This window comes from Paenibacillus sp. FSL F4-0100 (genome assembly GCF_037993005.1).
In the GTDB taxonomy this organism is placed as follows: Bacteria; Bacillota; Bacilli; order Paenibacillales; family Paenibacillaceae; genus Paenibacillus_AQ.
In genome coordinates this window covers 7,337,963-7,353,965 of record NZ_CP150303.1, presented here as the reverse complement: position 1 = coordinate 7,353,965, position 16,003 = coordinate 7,337,963, and the positions used below count along the sequence as shown (strand labels likewise).

Here is a 16,003-nt window from a genome sequence, read left to right as displayed (position 1 = left end):
TGGCAAATAAATAGCCTGCTTCCTATTCTTTGGCCCCCAGTCGTATGTTCTTAAGGTTAGGGGAAACTATTTAAAAAAGAAGTAGGCTATTTCTAAAATTTTTCTTAAATAAATGAAGCGCCCTTGGGCAAACGCACCTCGAAGATTGTACGGATCATGCTGCTCTGTGCGGAAATGGTTCCACCATGCTGCTCCACGATGTTTTTGGTAATGAAGAGTCCGAGCCCCGTGCTTCCCGTTTGATGGCTTCGTGCCCGATCGCCGGTGTAAAACATATCGAAGATATGCGGAAGCTCCTCAGGTTCAATACAATCCCCATAGTTGATGATTTGAACGACAACCTCATCGGCATCCACATATGCCTGAATGTCTATGAATTGGCCATCATTCCCATACCGGATCGCATTGGTGAGAAGATTCTCAAATACGCGTGCTAGTAAATCTCCATCTCCGCCTATAATCAGCTGCTCCGCAATGTTCATTCTGGAGGTAAGGCCGTTTTTTTCAAATATAGGATATAATTCCTCGTTCAGTTGGTTAAGCAGCTCATCGAGATTGATCATGTTCTTCTCAAGCTGGACCTTGCCGTAGTTCATTCGGGTGATTTCAAATAACTCATCGATAAGTTTCTCCAAGCGTTGAGACTTGGTGTAAGCGATATGGGCATAGTGCCTGGACTGCTCCGGAGTCAGCTGATTGTCTTTAAGAATGAAATCCAGATACCCGATAACGGAGGTCAGAGGTGTGCGCAAGTCATGGGCCAGGTTTAGAACCAGCTGATCCTTGCTGCTCTCAGCAGAGTCGCCCCGTTCTACGGCTTCCCGCAGGTTATCCATGGCTAAATTAATATCTCGCCCAATCGTACCGAACTCATCTTTGGACGTAATATGGACCCGATCAATGAAATTGCCGGCTGCGAGCTGATGGATCCCCTTGGAGATTTCTTTGAAGTATTTAGCATAAGGCTTGGTGAACAAGAAGAAAAACATGATGGCAAGCGGTACAAAAATAATTAAAAACGAGTTCACATCTCCAATTTCGTACCTCATGAAATATCGAATTCGAGTTAACGGATTCTCAAACAAAACTTCAGAACGATAGTACAGTTGGAGAGCTTTATAGATCCCAAAGGTAATACCGCCGGATGCAAGCATACTAGCCATGAGCAGCAGAATCATTTTAGTCCGAAAGCTAAATATCATGTTAGACATGGATGGTATAACCTACTCCCCATACCGTCTTGATCAGTTTATGCTTGTTGGTATCTTCCCCGAGCTTTTTCCGCAGCGTACGAATATGTACCATCACCGTGTTTCTGCCTTCATAGTAGTCTTCACCCCATACCTGCTGAAATATATGTTCGGCACTATGGACTTTTTTGGGATGCCTGGCGAGCAGATACAAGATATCAAATTCTTTTGGCGTCAATTCAATGGGCTTACCGTAGAGCTCGACCACTCGCTGATCCGGATAAATGACGACGCCCCCGATCTCCACGATAGGTTTATTCACTTCCGCTGCCGACTGACTCAACTGCTTGGTACGCCTGAGATGGGCGTTCACGCGAGCTACTAATTCCATGGGGTTGAACGGCTTGGTCATATAATCATCCGCCCCTCGCACCAACCCCTCGATCTTATCAAGGTCCGAGATTTTGGCACTGAGAAAAATAATAGGCAGTAAAAACTCTTCGCGAATTTGCCGGGTTACCTCATAGCCGTCGAGCTTGGGCATCATAATATCCAAGATGGCCAGATCAATCGGATACGTTTGAACCGCATGAATGGCATCCTGGCCATTGCGCGCTTTAATGCAGTGGTAACCTTCTTTTTTTAAATGCAACTCAATCAGATCCGCAATCTCGGATTCGTCATCCGCGATCAGTATGGTGATACGGCTCATTTTATTCACTCCCGTAAAATGATGATTACCTTTTGACCATGTTATATGAATCGTTCTAAAATCTCAATAAATGAATCGATCCCGATGTAAATCCGGATATAGTCGGGTTATATATTCCATAAGCTGGGCTTTATAGGGTGGGGGGCTATATGATATACTGAGAATAGGGTTAGAATAAGATGAAGTAATGTGATCAAGGGGGGAATGGGTATGACAGTCGAGAAACATGTACATGATGCATGCGCAGTAACCAGTGAACGGAAGAGCCATCATTCCGACAAAACGAAAAGCAATCTCGTCAGCCGGTTGAACCGGATTGAAGGACAGATTCGCGGTGTAAAGGGCTTAATTGAGAAGGATACGTACTGTGATGATGTATTAAACCAGATCTCCTCGATCCAGTCGGCCTTGAACGGCGTCAGCAAATTGCTGCTTGAGCATCATATGAAGAGCTGTGTGGTGGAACGCCTGCAGGAAGGTGACGACGAGGTAATTACCGAGCTGTTAACAACCATGAACAAGTTAATGAAATAATGGAATTCCTAGCTGGGGACGGTCTGGTTAAGATGAGTTTCCATGGAGCTGCCACCTTCTAAAGGTGGCAGTAAGTGTTTATTCAGGGTGAAGAATAGCGCATGGTTATGCGGTTAATTCATAGCGAGGACATAATTTTTCAAAAAAAATGAGAAAACCCATTGACTATATATAGGGTAGGGGGGTATACTAACATCAAGAAACGAGAACAACCAGTTCAAAACTTATTCCGGGCACGCTTTTAGAAGGGCTGCTCAAAATAAATTCATAACCCAAAGGAGAGATTGAACATGGAACAGGTAACAATAAAAGTAGAAGGTATGTCTTGCATGCATTGCGTCAATTCCATTGAGGGAGCTTTAAAGAATGAGAACATCGAGGGTCATGTGGATTTGAAGGCAGGCACGGTCTCCGTCAAATATGACGCAGGCAAAGTCAATGTGGATAAAATCAAAGAAATTATCGAGGAACAAGGATATAACGTAGTTTAACCAAACGGCACGAGGATGAAGAGGGGTGAGGAGAAGATGGGAGCAGGAACAACATTGGAACAGAAGAAAACGTCGCTGCAGTTAACGGGTATGACATGTGCCGCCTGTGCGAATCGGATTGAGAAGGGCCTAAATAAAATGGAAGGCGTCCAGGAAGCGAATGTGAATTTTGCGCTGGAAAAAGCGTCGGTTACATTTGATCCGAATGTGGTTACCGTCCAGCAGATGGAAGAGAAAATTGAAAAGCTGGGTTACGGAACAGCAAAGGAAACAGTGGACCTGCAGCTGATTGGCATGTACTGCGCCGCTTGTGCTTCGAAAATCGAGAAAGTGGTAAGCAAGATGCCAGGTGTTAATCAGGCCAACGTCAATTTTGCACTGGAGACGGCCCGGGTGGAATTCAATCCCGCAGAGGTAAGCCTTAGCGATATTCAACAGCGTGTGGAGAAGCTCGGGTATCAGGCGGTTTCCAAACAGGAGACGCTTGATCAGGAAGGTCACCGCAAGGAGGCCATCACCAAGCAAAAGCGGAAGCTACTCCTGTCGGCGATTCTGTCGCTGCCGCTGCTCTGGGCCATGGTGAGCCATTTCTCCTTCACCTCCTGGATCTGGATGCCGGATCTGTTCATGAACCCTTGGTTTCAGCTGATCCTGGCAACGCCGGTACAGTTTTTTATCGGAAAACAGTTCTACGTGGGAGCCTATAAGGCTCTTCGCAACAAAAGCGCCAATATGGACGTTCTGGTCGCACTCGGTACCTCGGCAGCCTATTTCTACAGTCTGTATTTAACGATCGATTGGGCCGCTGCCGGAGCAAATGTACACCATGGGCCCGAAATGTACTATGAAACGAGTGCGGTGCTGATCACGCTGGTCATTATGGGGAAACTGTTCGAATCCCTGGCCAAAGGCCGTACATCGGAGGCTATCAAAACCCTGATGGGGCTTCAAGCCAAAACAGCGCTGGTCGTTCGTGACGGTCAGGAAATGACCATCCCGGTGGAACAGGTCCTGGTGGGTGATCTTGTATTAGTGAAGCCGGGTGAGAAAATCCCGGTGGACGGTAAAGTCGTGGAGGGCACGTCGGCGGTAGATGAGTCGATGCTGACAGGTGAAAGCATCCCGGTTGAGAAAAAAGCGGGCGACGCCGTCATCGGCGCCACCATAAACAAGAACGGGCGCTTGACGCTTGAAGCGACGAAAGTAGGTAAAGAGACCGCTCTAGCCCAAATTATCAAGGTGGTTGAGGAAGCACAAGGCTCCAAAGCTCCGATTCAGCGGGTCGCTGATGTCATCTCCGGCATCTTCGTTCCGATCGTGGTCGGCATAGCGATTGTTGCCTTCCTCGTATGGTATTTCTGGATAGCGCCTGGTAATTTCGCGCAATCGTTAGAAATTGCCATTGCGATTCTGGTTATTGCTTGTCCGTGTGCGCTGGGTCTGGCTACACCGACCTCGATCATGGCGGGTTCGGGCCGTGCTGCAGAACTGGGCGTCCTGTTCAAGGGCGGGGAGCATTTGGAGTCTACCCATAAAATCAATACGATTATTCTGGATAAAACAGGAACAGTCACGAAAGGTAAACCCGAGTTGACCGATGTGGAAGTGAATAACTTAGATCAAGAGCTGTTCCTTCGTCTGGTCGGATCTGCTGAGAAGAGCTCCGAGCATCCGCTTGCTGAAGCGATTGTGGCCGGGATTGAGGAAAAAGGTACGCAGCTTCCGGCTGCCGAGCATTTTGAAGCCATTCCAGGTTACGGCATCCGTGCCAGCGTGGAAGGGCATGAGGTGCTGGTAGGCACACGCAAGCTGATGGCACAGCATAACGTACCGATTGATTCGATCCTCGGCAAAATGTCAGAGCTTGAAACCGAGGGTAAGACTGCCATGCTGACAGCGGTAGACGGCCAATATGCGGGTCTTGTGGCTGTGGCGGATACGATCAAGGAGACGTCCCGTGCTGCCGTAGCGAGATTGAAAGAAATGGGCATCGAGGTCATCATGATTACCGGTGACAATGAACGCACGGCACAGGCCATCGCGAAGCAGGTTGGCATCGACCATGTGCGTGCTGAGGTGCTGCCCGAAGGCAAGGCAGATGAAGTGAAGAAGCTCCAGCAGCAAGGTAAGAAGGTCGCCATGGTTGGCGACGGCATTAACGATGCGCCGGCACTTGCGGTTGCCGACATTGGAATGGCTATCGGAACAGGTACGGATGTGGCGATGGAAGCTGCTGACGTGACGCTGATGAAGGGCGACCTGAACAGCATTCCGGATGCCATCTACATGAGCCGCAAGACGATGAGCAACATCCGTCAGAACCTGTTCTGGGCGCTGGGCTATAACTCGCTTGGCATTCCGATTGCCGCCATCGGGCTTTTGGCACCTTGGGTGGCCGGGGCCGCCATGGCACTGAGCTCTGTATCGGTCGTGCTGAATGCCCTTCGCCTGCAGCGAATGAAGGTATAACGAAAGCAGACTGACCGTTCATATATAGTGTATGAAGCAACCTAGCAAGGATATGATTATTAGGGCGACTTGATGGGGGTGTAGACATTGGCAACGCAAAAATTCGCAGTGACACCCGGCTTTGAAGTGGGCGGAACGCTGTTCCGCCCGGATCAGCTGTCCGTATTGGGCTCCATCGTGGGTGAGGATGCCCGCATTGAGATGACTACCTTTAAACAGCTCTACGTGGAGATGGACGCAGAGCGGGTGGAAGAAGCAAAGGCTAAGCTGGAAGCCGCCGGACTTCAGGTTCATCCTGCCGGTTTTGTCTCCAAGAGCCTGATCACCTGCAACTTCTGCCGGGGGGCGGAGGATTCGGGACTGGATGTTGCGAAGATGCTGGATGAAGCGATCGCCGATCATCCTGTACCTAATCCGCTAAAGATCGGTTACGCCGGCTGCGCGCTCGGCACCAGTGAACCGCTGCTGAAGGATATTGCCGTTATTAAGATGAGAAATACCTATGATATCTATGTAGGTGGAGAGCCGAAAGGGTTGAAGGCTGCTCTGGCAAAGCCGCTGCATAAGGATTTAGCGCCGGAGCAGCTGGCCCCGATCATCCTGAAGCTGATCGTCGTCTATCAGGAGAACGGCAAGAAGAAAGAGAAGTTCTCGCGCTTCGTAGATCGCATGACACTCGATCAGCTGCGTCAACTCACGCTGGATGCGCGGATGGATACGGCAGGGTAACAAAAGGCTTGGAAGGCATCACCTTAGGGTGGTGCCTTTTTTTGTTAGCGGACGCCGCGTATTAGGGATCTCCTATTTCGTGCGACTTCATCAATTAGCTGCCCTTGTCTCGTCGGATCGGAATGGCGGATTTACCGAAGCGGTGATCTCACTCTTCGCCACTGGGAATGGCAGAGAAAGCGCGGCTCGCGCCTACTATGAATACCGGCTATTTCTCGTAACGGATACGCCGAAACGAGGATGGATATACTCTCAAGAGCACCTGAGGGTGCTCTTTTCTTCTATAGATTAGAAAGCGATATCCACTAAAATCCTTGCTTGGTTCGATCAAGCGATATTCACTTTGAGCGCATTGCGTCTTCTCTACTTGCGACGATGGGAATAACAACCAGATTGGGCATTTTATCGTGGTTGACGAGCGATATGAAAGGGTATACAATTTAGATTGTTAAAAGCTTTTAACTATTTAAATTTGTAATATATTTGTAAGTACTTCGTTGTGCATCGAGGTGATGAAACTGGATAAGAGGGAACAATTATCTAACATGGTGGCTCGTCAGATGATGACGCTTGTGGCGAACTATGCCAAGATTCTGGACAATGATTTGACCGGCCCCCAGTACTACGTGCTTCAGACTTTGGCGTATGAGGGGCAGCAGACCAGCTCGTATTTTGCCAATGCCTTGAATGTTACGCTGTCGGCTGTGACCAACTTGAGCAACAAGCTGGTCAGCAAGGGTTATATTGAACGGGTGGCGTCAATCGAGGACAGACGTCAGGTCTATCTTAAGATTACGGAGCAGGGCCGTGAAGTTGAAGCCCGGATGATTGCGAAGTACCGTGATTTGAATGAAGGCTTATGGTCGGATTTCTCGGATCAGGAGATGGATGTGTTGATCGCTTCATATGAGAAGATGATTGAACATCTGCAGCTTAAGATCGGGCAGTCCAATGAAGATAGCCAAACTAACGACTAATATATCAGGAGGTATTCTCATGGGGAGATTAGACAATAAAGTAGCAATCATTACGGGTGCAGCAGGTGGTATGGGTAAAGCTGACGCTCTTTTGTTTGCACAAGAGGGAGCTAAGGTTGCGATTACGGACCTTCAGGAAGACAAGATCAAAGACGTCGTAGCCGAGATTGAAGCGCTTGGCGGCAAAGCGATCGGATTCAAGCACAACGTAGCTTCTGAGGAAGATTGGGTTCGTGTTGTAGACGAGACGGTTCAAAAATTCGGCAAAGTCGACATTCTGGTGAACAATGCCGGTGTCTCCAATGCAACGCCGTTCATGGATTTGACGGTGGAAGGCTGGGAGAAGACGATGTCGATTAACGTTACGAGCATATTCCTCGGTCAGAAATATGTCATCCCACACATGATCGAAGCCGGGGGCGGTTCCATCGTCAACATCTCCTCCATTGCCGGCCTGACAGGCGGCAGCGGCGCTGGTCCCTACACGGCAAGCAAAGGCGCGGTGCGCATGCTGACTAAAGCCACAGCCGTTGACTATGCAAAGCATAACATCCGCTGTAATTCGGTTCACCCTGGCTACATTGAAACGCCAATGACCGTGGACTTGTTCAAGGATGAGCAAATGATGCAATGGTTCCAATCCCAGACTCCGCTTCCACGCTTGGGCAAAGCGGAAGATATCGCTCGCGGCGTATTGTTCCTTGCTTCGGATGAGTCTTCTTATATTACAGGTGTTGAGCTGCCGATTGATGGCGGATATTTTGCGAAGTAAGTCATTCTTCCATTGGCTTGTCTATAGGCTATAGACGGCAGAAATGTTCGTGATACTACTCGGTCAGACCTAATTTATCTTATCATCAAGGGGAGTGTTGTTTCATGTCCGATAACAAACAGATCGCTGTCATTACAGGCGCAGCCAGCGGGATCGGCAGAGCCAGCAGCTTGAAATTGGCAGAGAACGGTGCAAAGGTAGTGCTCGTTGACTTCAACAAGGAAGCCGGCGAAGAAACGCTGCGTTTGATCAAGGAACAGGGCGGAGAGGGAATCTTCGTGCAAGCGGATGTAACAAAAACCGAGGATGTTCAGAACTATGTGAACAAGGCGGTTGAAGCTTACGGCAGAATCGATTTCTTCTTCAACAATGCAGGCATCGTGCAGAAATTCTCGATGCTGGACGACATCGACGAGAACGAATTTGACCGTCAAATGTCCGTGAACGTCAAGGGCGTTTTCCTCGGTATGAAGTATGTACTGAAAGTCATGAAGGAGCAGGGCAGCGGACATATTGTCAATACCGCTTCCACGGCAGGTATCCGCAGCGAGCACAGTGCAGCCGCTTATTCGGCAAGCAAGCATGCGGTGGTAGGATTGACGAAGGGAGCAGCGCTGGAATACGTGAAGCAGGGCATTCGCGTGAACGCGATTTGTCCGGGCGGCGTTCAGACACCGCTTACGGCAGCGGTGGCCAAGTCCTTCATGGAAGGCGGCTACATGCCTGAGGAAGTGGGCAACATGCGGATGGGACGTCCGGCTGAGGCGGATGAAATCGCGAACGTGGTTGCCTTCCTGGCCTCCCCGGGCTCCAGCTACATGACAGGCTCGCTGGTTACAATTGATGGCGGATTGACGCTGTAATATATAAAGAAAAAAAGACCAGTCAAGCACCGGAATACCGGGTGTGACTGGTCTTTTTGGTACAACATTTATTTGATACCGACGACATTCGCCAGCAGCTCATATGAACGCAGGCGTGCCTCATGATCGTAGATGGCGGCTGCGACAATAATCTCGTCTGCGTTCGTCGACTGCTGGAACTCCTCCAACTGCGCACGTACGGTTGCAGGGCTGCCGATGGCGGAGAAGCTGAGCTGGCGCTTCACGATGGCCTGCTCCTGCAGGTTCCACAGATCATCCATGCTGTCCACCGGCGGGCTCAGCTGGCCGGTACGGCCGCGGATGATGTTCAGGAACTGCTGATACGGCGAGGTAGCCAGACGCTGCGCTTCCTCGTCCGTGTCGGCACAGATTACGTTCACGCCGATCATGGCATACGGCTTGCTCAGCTCGGATGAAGGGCGGAAGCTGGTACGGTACAGATCGAGAGCGGCCATCAGATAATCCGGAGCAAAGTGGCTTGCAAAAGAGAACGGAAGCCCCAGCTGGCCTGCCAGCTGCGCACTGAAACCGCTGGAGCCGAGCAGCCAGATCGGTACATGCAGGCCTTCACCGGGAATCGCCCGGATACGCATGGACGAGCCTGAGGTGGGCTGGAAGTAATTCCGCAGCTCGCCGAGGCGATCCGGGAAATCCTGCCCGTCGCTGCCCGGACCGCGGCGGAGTGCCCGGGATGTGAGCTGATCCGATCCCGGCGCACGGCCAAGACCGAGATCAATCCGGCCGGGATACAACGATTCGAGGGTCCCGAACTGCTCGGCTATGACCAGGGGAGCGTGGTTCGGCAGCATAATGCCGCCGGATCCGACGCGGATCTTGCTCGTGCCCCCGGCGACATGGCCAATGACGACCGAAGTGGCCGAGCTGGCGATCCCCGGCATATTGTGGTGTTCGGCAAGCCAGTAGCGGTTATACCCCCACTTCTCGGCATGCTGGGCCAGATCGAGTGTATTCCGCAGCGACTGTGCAGCGGTGCTGCCCGCTGTAATTGGGGCGAGATCCAGGATGGAAATAGGGATATCGCGAAGCGTTTTGGGCGCTGTATGATCAAGATGGGGTTCTGTCATATGGGTTGACCTCCTTATTCGTGCGCGGCACGGTAAGTTTTTATATAGGGAGAAGACATCCGTCTGGATGCTGGAAAATATGAAATCTATTATCGATAGTTGATATCCCCATATAACGAACATTATATACCTACTTAATCCATAAGAAAAATGTACATCGAAGAACCTTCACAGAAGCCAGACCGCATTTAGAGGATATTTTTCTTGCGATTATCGAATGGTTCAGCTTCGCTGAAAGCTTACAGCTTCGATAATCTAAAGAAAAATGTACATCGAAGAACCTTCACAGAAGCCAGACCGCATTCAGAGGAAATTTTTCTTGCGATTATCGAATGGTTCAGCTTCGCTGTAAGCTTATAGCTTCGATAATCTAAAGAAAAATGTACTTCGAAGAACCTTCACAGAAGCCAGACCGCATTTAGAGGAACCTTTTCTTGTGTTATATAACTGCTCCATATAATATATGCTTTTATTCTGATCTAATTATCGGTGAATCCATTCGGTGTATTTATGACGGAGCTTTGGCAAGCTTTTTGTTAAGAAGGTAATAATAGCAAAACAACGCAGCCTTGACGGCTGCGCTGTGGAATGTTCAGATTATGTTGGTTTTGTTCATTTTGTTTCACTTGGAGGCTCAATCCGCTCCATCCCGTTCATGTAAGGTCTGAGCGCCTTTGGAATGAGGATCGAACCGTCGGCCTGCTGATGGTTCTCCAGCAGCGGGATGAAAATTCGCGGCGAAGCGACGGCTGTGTTGTTCAGGGTGTGGCAGTAGCGCAGCTTGCCTTCTGCGTCCCGATAGCGGATGTTCGAGCGACGCGCCTGAAAGTCGAGCAGATTCGACGACGAGTGAGTCTCCCCATAAGCCCCGCGGCTTGGCATCCATGTCTCGATGTCGTATTGCTTGTACGTTTTCTGCGACATATCCCCGGTACAGACGGCAACGACACGGTAAGGCAGTTCGAGCTTCTGTAGCAGCTCCTCGGCATTGGCTGTGATCTCTTGCAGAAGCTGCTCCGAGGCTTCCGCGCTGGCCTCGCAAAGAACGACCTGTTCCACCTTCGCGAACTGATGCACACGATACAGGCCCTGGACGTCCCGGCCGCCCGAGCCGACCTCGCTCCGGAAGCACAGCGATGCTGCTGCCAGGCGAATCGGCTGCGTCACATCGACGACTTCACCGCTATAGAACGATACCAACGGCACTTCCGACGTACCGACGAGCCACTTATCTTGCTCCATAATTTGAAAAGCCTGATCTTGACCAAGCGGGAAGAAGGCTGTGTTCTCCATGGCCTCCGTCCTAACGGTTAACGGTACGTCCATAAGGGTAAAACCCTTGGCGACCAGCATATCCACTGCAAGCTGCTGGACGGCCCGATGCAGCATGGCGCCGATGCCGGTCAGGTAGTAGCTGCGTGTGCCGGCGGTTTTGACGCCGCGGGGAATGTCGATCATCCGGTGCAGCTCGCCGAGCGTGACATGATCCCTGTATTCATAATCAAACACGGGGGGCTCGCCAACCCGTCTGACCTCTACATTGTCCTCATCCGAAGCTCCGACTGGCGTATCCGGCGAAACGATATTCGGTACAAGGATGAGCAGCTTGTTGTAGGGGTCGTCAACCTCCCGGTATAACGCTTCCTGCTTGCCCAACTGATCGTTGATGTCCTTGACCTGCTGCTTCGTCCGCTCGGCTTCTTCCTGTTTACCTTGTCGCACGAGCGTGCTGATCTCCTGCGAGATGGCATTGCGCTGCTGCCGCAATCTCTCCACGGCCAGCAGCAGTGTCCGGCGCTGGTCATCCAGCCGGACAAGTTCGGCAACCGACAGGGCGATGCCTTTCTGGTCAGCCACTCGCTGCAGTTCTTCCTGATTTTCTGTGCTCTCTCTGATCCATTTCATATCTAGCATAATCACCGCGCTCCTTCTTCTGAAAAAAATAAAAAAGCGTCCTAGTCCATATGGGACGAGGGACGCTTATGCGCTCGCGGTGCCACCCAAATTGATTGAACCGTAACCTAATCACGAAACAGGTTGGTCCGTGTTCAATCCACTTTGATTCCGCGGTAACGGGCGGGTCCGGTTAACTTAGGGAGATGTCTGATCGATTATAGGATCAGATCCCCTTGACGAGAACGCCTCGGAGTTGGAAGCTCTTCATCGGCCTGATGTTAATATTGTTGTTCAGTATACCGCATGAGGTGTCTTTTATACAAGGGGCTCATTGGATTTTTGTACGCTGTTACATCGACGCCGCTTTCTTCGCAGCTGCCCGCTTCCATCCGGCAGGCTGCTCCGCATCCCAGCGGAAGGTCCATGCGGCTGCGCCGAGGATAAGGACCGTGAAGCCCGCAAGAATCATGAGGGGCATCCAGATGCCAGAGATATCGCCTTGCGGAGAAACGGCAATGGACATGGCATCGACTAGGTAATGGAACGGCTGCAGCTGACCCAGGATGACGACCCATGCGGGTGCATGTTCTAACGAATAGAAGGCTTCACTTGTCAGCAGCATCGGAAAGCTTATCAGGTTCGAGATCATGTTGACATTGTTCTCGTCCCGAGAAAGGTTGGCTGCCAGAAAACCGAGTGCGGTAAAACAAATGGTGCCGATCAGAAGAACAAGCAGCATCAGCGCAAGCCCTGTCAGGCTTAGCTTCACCTCGAGCATAAATAGACTCATGAGGATGACGCACACGCTTACGAGCAGTGCCAGCACGGTTCGTGCCCCTGTCATTGCGGTAATGAACGAGACAGTGCGAAAAGGTGTTACCCGCAGCAGCTTATAGATGCCGCGGTTGCGTTGGGCCATGACGTTAAAGGCGGTAACCATCGTGGCCCCAAACAAAATGTTCGTTGTCAGCACGCCCGCGAGGAGTCGGTGAGAATAGGCTGCGTCGTTGAAATATAGTCCCAATCCGATCAGCATAGCAATGGGAAAAACGATGTTCCAGACCAGGGTATGGGTGTCGCGGAACATACTCCGCAGCATGGTGGTCATAATGATTCGCATATATATTCCTCCTAAGGTTTTTATTATTCTGACCGGCCTTTATTCCTGATCATCGGTCAGTTGGATATACAGTTGTTCGAGGCTATCTGTTCGGTAATAGCCGAGGAGCTCTTCCGGCGTGCTGGAAGCTTTCACCCGCCCATCACAGATGAGCACCAGCCGGGAAGCGAGTTTATGAACCTCCTCCATGTCATGCGAAGTGAAGACAATCGAGGTGCTCTTGTCTGCCAGAGAACGGATCAGCTCTCGGATATCCCGGCGTGCCCGTGGATCCAGTGCTGCGGTAGGCTCATCGAGGAACAGCAGCTTGGGTGTATGGATTAGCGCTATGGCAATGGCGAGCCGTTTCTGTTGGCCTCCCGAGAGCCGAAGCGCATCGGTTTTGGCAACATCCGCAAGCCCGCAGCTTCTAAGATGCTCGATGAGCTCCGCATCCTTGAGCCGCTTGCCATAGAAAGCAGCGAACATTCGCAGATTCTCAAGGGCGGTAAATCCCGGAAAGAAGGGAGCGGACTGCAGCTGAAGCCCGATGTGCGGGGCAGGATCCGTAGTCCAGTAGGTGACCGTGCCGATATCGGGTCGGCGCAGCCCCAGCACCAAATCCAGCGTCGTTGATTTCCCCGCGCCGTTCGGCCCGATGATCGCAAGCACTTCACCTTCTCGTATATCTAGAGCCACATCATGTACGACCGTTCGCTGACCATAGGTTTTTCTTAAACCTTTCGCTTGAATGAGAGTAGGTAACATCATCTCGTATTCACGCTCCTTGTTAACCAATGTTATATATCCAATATTGGATATTGACCGGAAATGAAAGCCGCAGCTGATGCTGAGGCTTATTCTTGAACGAGTGTTATGATCTTGTTGAGAAAGGCGATGTCTTGTTCCAGGCTTGAGATCGCATTATCGAAGGTAGCAAGAGCGATCTTCGATAAGCCGTACTGTCCCTTGATTTCTTTACCTGAACGCCATTGTGCCAGCGATTCTTCCACTTGCTTGCGGTTTTGCTGCAGCAATTCCACCGCTTCCTGCTTGGGAATGTTCTCGATCCAGACCAATCCAAGAGAGAAGTCGGATTTGACGGTATGGGGAGGAAGCGTCAAGGTTTCGCGGATCATCTTCTGGAATAACTTCTCGCCTTCATCCGTAATACTGTAAATTTTGCGAAGTCTCGCACCGGTCCGCTCTTCAGCGGTGGCTGCAATCAGACCGTCGCTTTCCATCTTGTTAAGTGCATAATAGATGGAGCCGGACAGAATATTCGTCCATAGGTCCATGCGGCTGGCCTGAATAAGCTGCTGAATTTCATAGCCATGCATCGGGCGCTGGCGCAGGAATGAGAGCAGGATGAGGTTGGTCATGTTGGGTCACTTCCTTAGGATGTGTAGGTGAAGAATAATTTCATAACTGGATATCCAACGTTGGATATGTAATGATTGTAATTATAAGTACGATGGAATGATTTGTCAACAACCTGCGGAAAATAGGTAAATGTCATATATGGAGTGTAGGAGGATGACTTTGTTCAGAACGATTGCAGCTGCTGCAGTGCTGCTTTAAAGCATATCCTATGCTTAATCATGGTAATGATACTATAATATAGGCAAAGATTCTGAATCGGAATGTGTTCAGCAGGAGGATTGTCGTTTTGAATGACTTGTTGAAGCGGGAGCATGACATCATCAAGGTCTGCTTGTTAGCAGGAAAAATCATGTTGCAAAGCGGTGCCGAGACCTATCGGGTCGAGGATACGATGATGCGGATCGCCGCGGCTTTCGGCGTGGAGAACAGCCACAGCTATATGACTCCGACCGGGATTATCTTCTCGGTGGAGGAGCCTCAGCATATTACGCGGCTTATTCGTATTTCGGATCGGACAACCAATCTCGATAAGATCGATCAGGTCAACAGCGTGTCTCGGAGCATAAGCCTCGGTGAGCTGACGATTGAAGAGGCTCATAGGGCGCTTGAGAAAATCGAACATGAGCAGGCGATATATCCGACATGGCTGCTGATTCTCCTGTCAGCGATCGCAAGCGGCTGCTTCCTCATTATGTTTCGCGGCGTCTGGCCGGATTTCGTACCGGCGGCCATTGCGGGCGGTCTTGGCTTCTCCTGCTTTCTATTCATGCATCGGGTCATACCGGTGCGATTCTTCGCCGAATTCTCGGGAGCGCTGGTCATCGGCATAACCTCCGTATGGATGATCAAATACGGATTCGGCCATCAGCTGGATACGATCATTATCAGTTCCGTGATGCCGCTGGTACCGGGCTTGCTGATCACGAATGCCATCCGCGATTTAATGGCGGGGCATCTGATATCCGGCTTGTCCAAAGGCGCGGAGGCTTTTGTTACGTCCTTTGCCATCGGAGCGGGAATTGCGTTTACGTTATCATTCTAAGAGATGTGTGAGTGGAGGTGAAGATGGTGGCAACCTTTTATATACAGCAGCTCATCACGAGTTTTGTTGCTTCGGCGGCCTTCGGGATCATATTCAACGTACCCAAAAAAGCACTGCTGCAGTGCGGGTTTGCCGGCATGGTGGGCTGGCTGCTCTACATTATGCTGCAGAACATGATGGTTGAGCCGGTGACGGCCACTGTGTTTGCGGCTTTTTGCGTGACGATCATCAGCCATTTTTTCGCCAAAAAATACAAGACGCCCATTATCGTGTTCAGCGTGTCGGGGATTATTCCGCTCGTACCGGGCGGAGTCGCCTACAATGCCCTTCGGCATGTCGCCCAGAATCAATTTGATCAGGCTGTTCAGCTGGGAGCGCAGGCCTTCATGATTTCAGGCGCCATCGCCCTGGGTTTGCTGCTATCGGAGGTGACCAATCAGATCATTCGGAAGTGGTCGATATCCCGGAGAAGAGCTGGAAAACCCAATTCGACCGGCTCGTAAGCTCTCGCGATTCCAAAGAGACTTAACAGATCAGGACGAGGAACAAGTTCGGATATTTTGGCCTTGCAGCTGCTTACTGTCCGTATCTTTCGCTTAACTGCGGGGGATACGGTTTTTTTGAGTGCACTGAAGGGTATGTCCCCTGCGTGAATATTTTTACATAAGTTTCATGTTATTCCTTTTTATTGTCCAAATCCTCGCTGTACTATATAATCTTTACTGCATGAAATGAAACCG

At 50.6% G+C, this 16,003-nt stretch carries 17 protein-coding genes; 10 read left to right on the top strand and 7 right to left on the bottom strand.

What is annotated here, in order from left to right; genetic code table 11:
* Positions 1-104: 104 nt before the first annotated feature.
* Both MHH48_RS33390 and MHH48_RS33385 read right to left on the bottom strand, forming a co-directional pair.
* Positions 105-1,211 carry a HAMP domain-containing sensor histidine kinase gene (locus MHH48_RS33390; protein ID WP_076323816.1) on the bottom strand — a complete coding sequence of 369 codons (1,107 nt, stop codon included), beginning with the start codon at positions 1,209-1,211 and terminating at the stop codon, positions 105-107.
* A complete protein-coding gene (locus MHH48_RS33385) occupies positions 1,204-1,902 on the bottom strand; it encodes a response regulator transcription factor (protein ID WP_076323817.1) in 699 nt (232 codons plus the stop codon). The genes MHH48_RS33390 and MHH48_RS33385 overlap by 8 nt, the downstream gene beginning before the upstream one ends.
* Positions 1,903-2,112: 210 nt before the next feature.
* Here MHH48_RS33385 and MHH48_RS33380 point away from each other — a divergent pair, with 210 nt between their 5' ends.
* From MHH48_RS33380 to MHH48_RS33345, 8 genes are all read left to right on the top strand, one after another.
* Positions 2,113-2,436, top strand: coding sequence for a metal-sensitive transcriptional regulator (locus MHH48_RS33380; protein ID WP_071218722.1), 324 nt, complete (start codon positions 2,113-2,115; stop codon positions 2,434-2,436).
* Between the two features lie 290 nt (positions 2,437-2,726).
* The gene (locus MHH48_RS33375; protein WP_076323818.1) at positions 2,727-2,927 is read left to right on the top strand and encodes a cation transporter; all 201 of its coding nucleotides are present in this window, start codon (positions 2,727-2,729) and stop codon (positions 2,925-2,927) included.
* Positions 2,928-2,963: 36 nt separating this feature from the next.
* Positions 2,964-5,396 (top strand): heavy metal translocating P-type ATPase, encoded by a 2,433-nt coding sequence (locus MHH48_RS33370; protein ID WP_076323819.1) that lies wholly within the window; start codon positions 2,964-2,966, stop codon positions 5,394-5,396.
* 87 nt (positions 5,397-5,483) lie between these two features.
* Positions 5,484-6,125 carry a nitrite reductase gene (locus MHH48_RS33365; protein WP_076323820.1) on the top strand — a complete coding sequence of 214 codons (642 nt, stop codon included), beginning with the start codon at positions 5,484-5,486 and terminating at the stop codon, positions 6,123-6,125.
* A 79-nt stretch (positions 6,126-6,204) separates the two neighbouring features.
* Positions 6,205-6,417, top strand: a complete 213-nt coding sequence (locus tag MHH48_RS33360) for a hypothetical protein (RefSeq protein WP_144023482.1) — start codon at positions 6,205-6,207, stop codon at positions 6,415-6,417.
* 268 nt (positions 6,418-6,685) lie between these two features.
* Positions 6,686-7,102: a MarR family transcriptional regulator gene (locus MHH48_RS33355; RefSeq protein ID WP_256720651.1), complete on the top strand. Its 417-nt coding sequence runs from the start codon at positions 6,686-6,688 to the stop codon at positions 7,100-7,102.
* A 19-nt stretch (positions 7,103-7,121) separates the two neighbouring features.
* The gene (locus MHH48_RS33350) at positions 7,122-7,874 is read left to right on the top strand and encodes a glucose 1-dehydrogenase (protein WP_076323822.1); all 753 of its coding nucleotides are present in this window, start codon (positions 7,122-7,124) and stop codon (positions 7,872-7,874) included.
* A gap of 104 nt (positions 7,875-7,978) precedes the next feature.
* Positions 7,979-8,737, top strand: a complete 759-nt coding sequence (locus MHH48_RS33345; RefSeq protein WP_076323823.1) for an SDR family oxidoreductase — start codon at positions 7,979-7,981, stop codon at positions 8,735-8,737.
* Between the two features lie 68 nt (positions 8,738-8,805).
* Here the strand turns inward: MHH48_RS33345 and MHH48_RS33340 are convergent, their stop codons facing one another.
* The 5 genes from MHH48_RS33340 to MHH48_RS33320 all read right to left on the bottom strand — a co-directional run bounded on the left by MHH48_RS33340 (position 8,806) and on the right by MHH48_RS33320 (position 14,220).
* Complete coding sequence (locus tag MHH48_RS33340) at positions 8,806-9,843, bottom strand: LLM class flavin-dependent oxidoreductase (RefSeq protein WP_076323824.1); 1,038 nt, start codon at positions 9,841-9,843, stop codon at positions 8,806-8,808.
* A gap of 612 nt (positions 9,844-10,455) precedes the next feature.
* Entirely contained in the window at positions 10,456-11,757 is a 1,302-nt protein-coding gene (serS, locus tag MHH48_RS33335) for a serine--tRNA ligase (protein WP_076323825.1), read from the bottom strand.
* 331 nt (positions 11,758-12,088) lie between these two features.
* A complete protein-coding gene (locus MHH48_RS33330) occupies positions 12,089-12,859 on the bottom strand; it encodes an ABC transporter permease (RefSeq protein ID WP_076323826.1) in 771 nt (256 codons plus the stop codon).
* A gap of 39 nt (positions 12,860-12,898) precedes the next feature.
* On the bottom strand, positions 12,899-13,609 hold the full coding sequence (locus tag MHH48_RS33325; RefSeq protein ID WP_076323827.1) for an ABC transporter ATP-binding protein: 711 nt from the start codon (positions 13,607-13,609) through the stop codon (positions 12,899-12,901).
* An 86-nt stretch (positions 13,610-13,695) separates the two neighbouring features.
* A complete protein-coding gene (locus MHH48_RS33320; protein ID WP_076323828.1) occupies positions 13,696-14,220 on the bottom strand; it encodes a PadR family transcriptional regulator in 525 nt (174 codons plus the stop codon).
* 287 nt (positions 14,221-14,507) lie between these two features.
* On the opposite strand from MHH48_RS33320, the gene MHH48_RS33315 reads away from it, so the two are divergent.
* Positions 14,508-15,263, top strand: coding sequence for a threonine/serine exporter family protein (locus MHH48_RS33315; RefSeq protein ID WP_076323829.1), 756 nt, complete (start codon positions 14,508-14,510; stop codon positions 15,261-15,263).
* Positions 15,264-15,286: 23 nt separating this feature from the next.
* On the top strand, positions 15,287-15,766 hold the full coding sequence (locus MHH48_RS33310; protein WP_076323830.1) for a threonine/serine exporter family protein: 480 nt from the start codon (positions 15,287-15,289) through the stop codon (positions 15,764-15,766).
* The last annotated feature ends 237 nt before the right edge of the window (positions 15,767-16,003 follow it).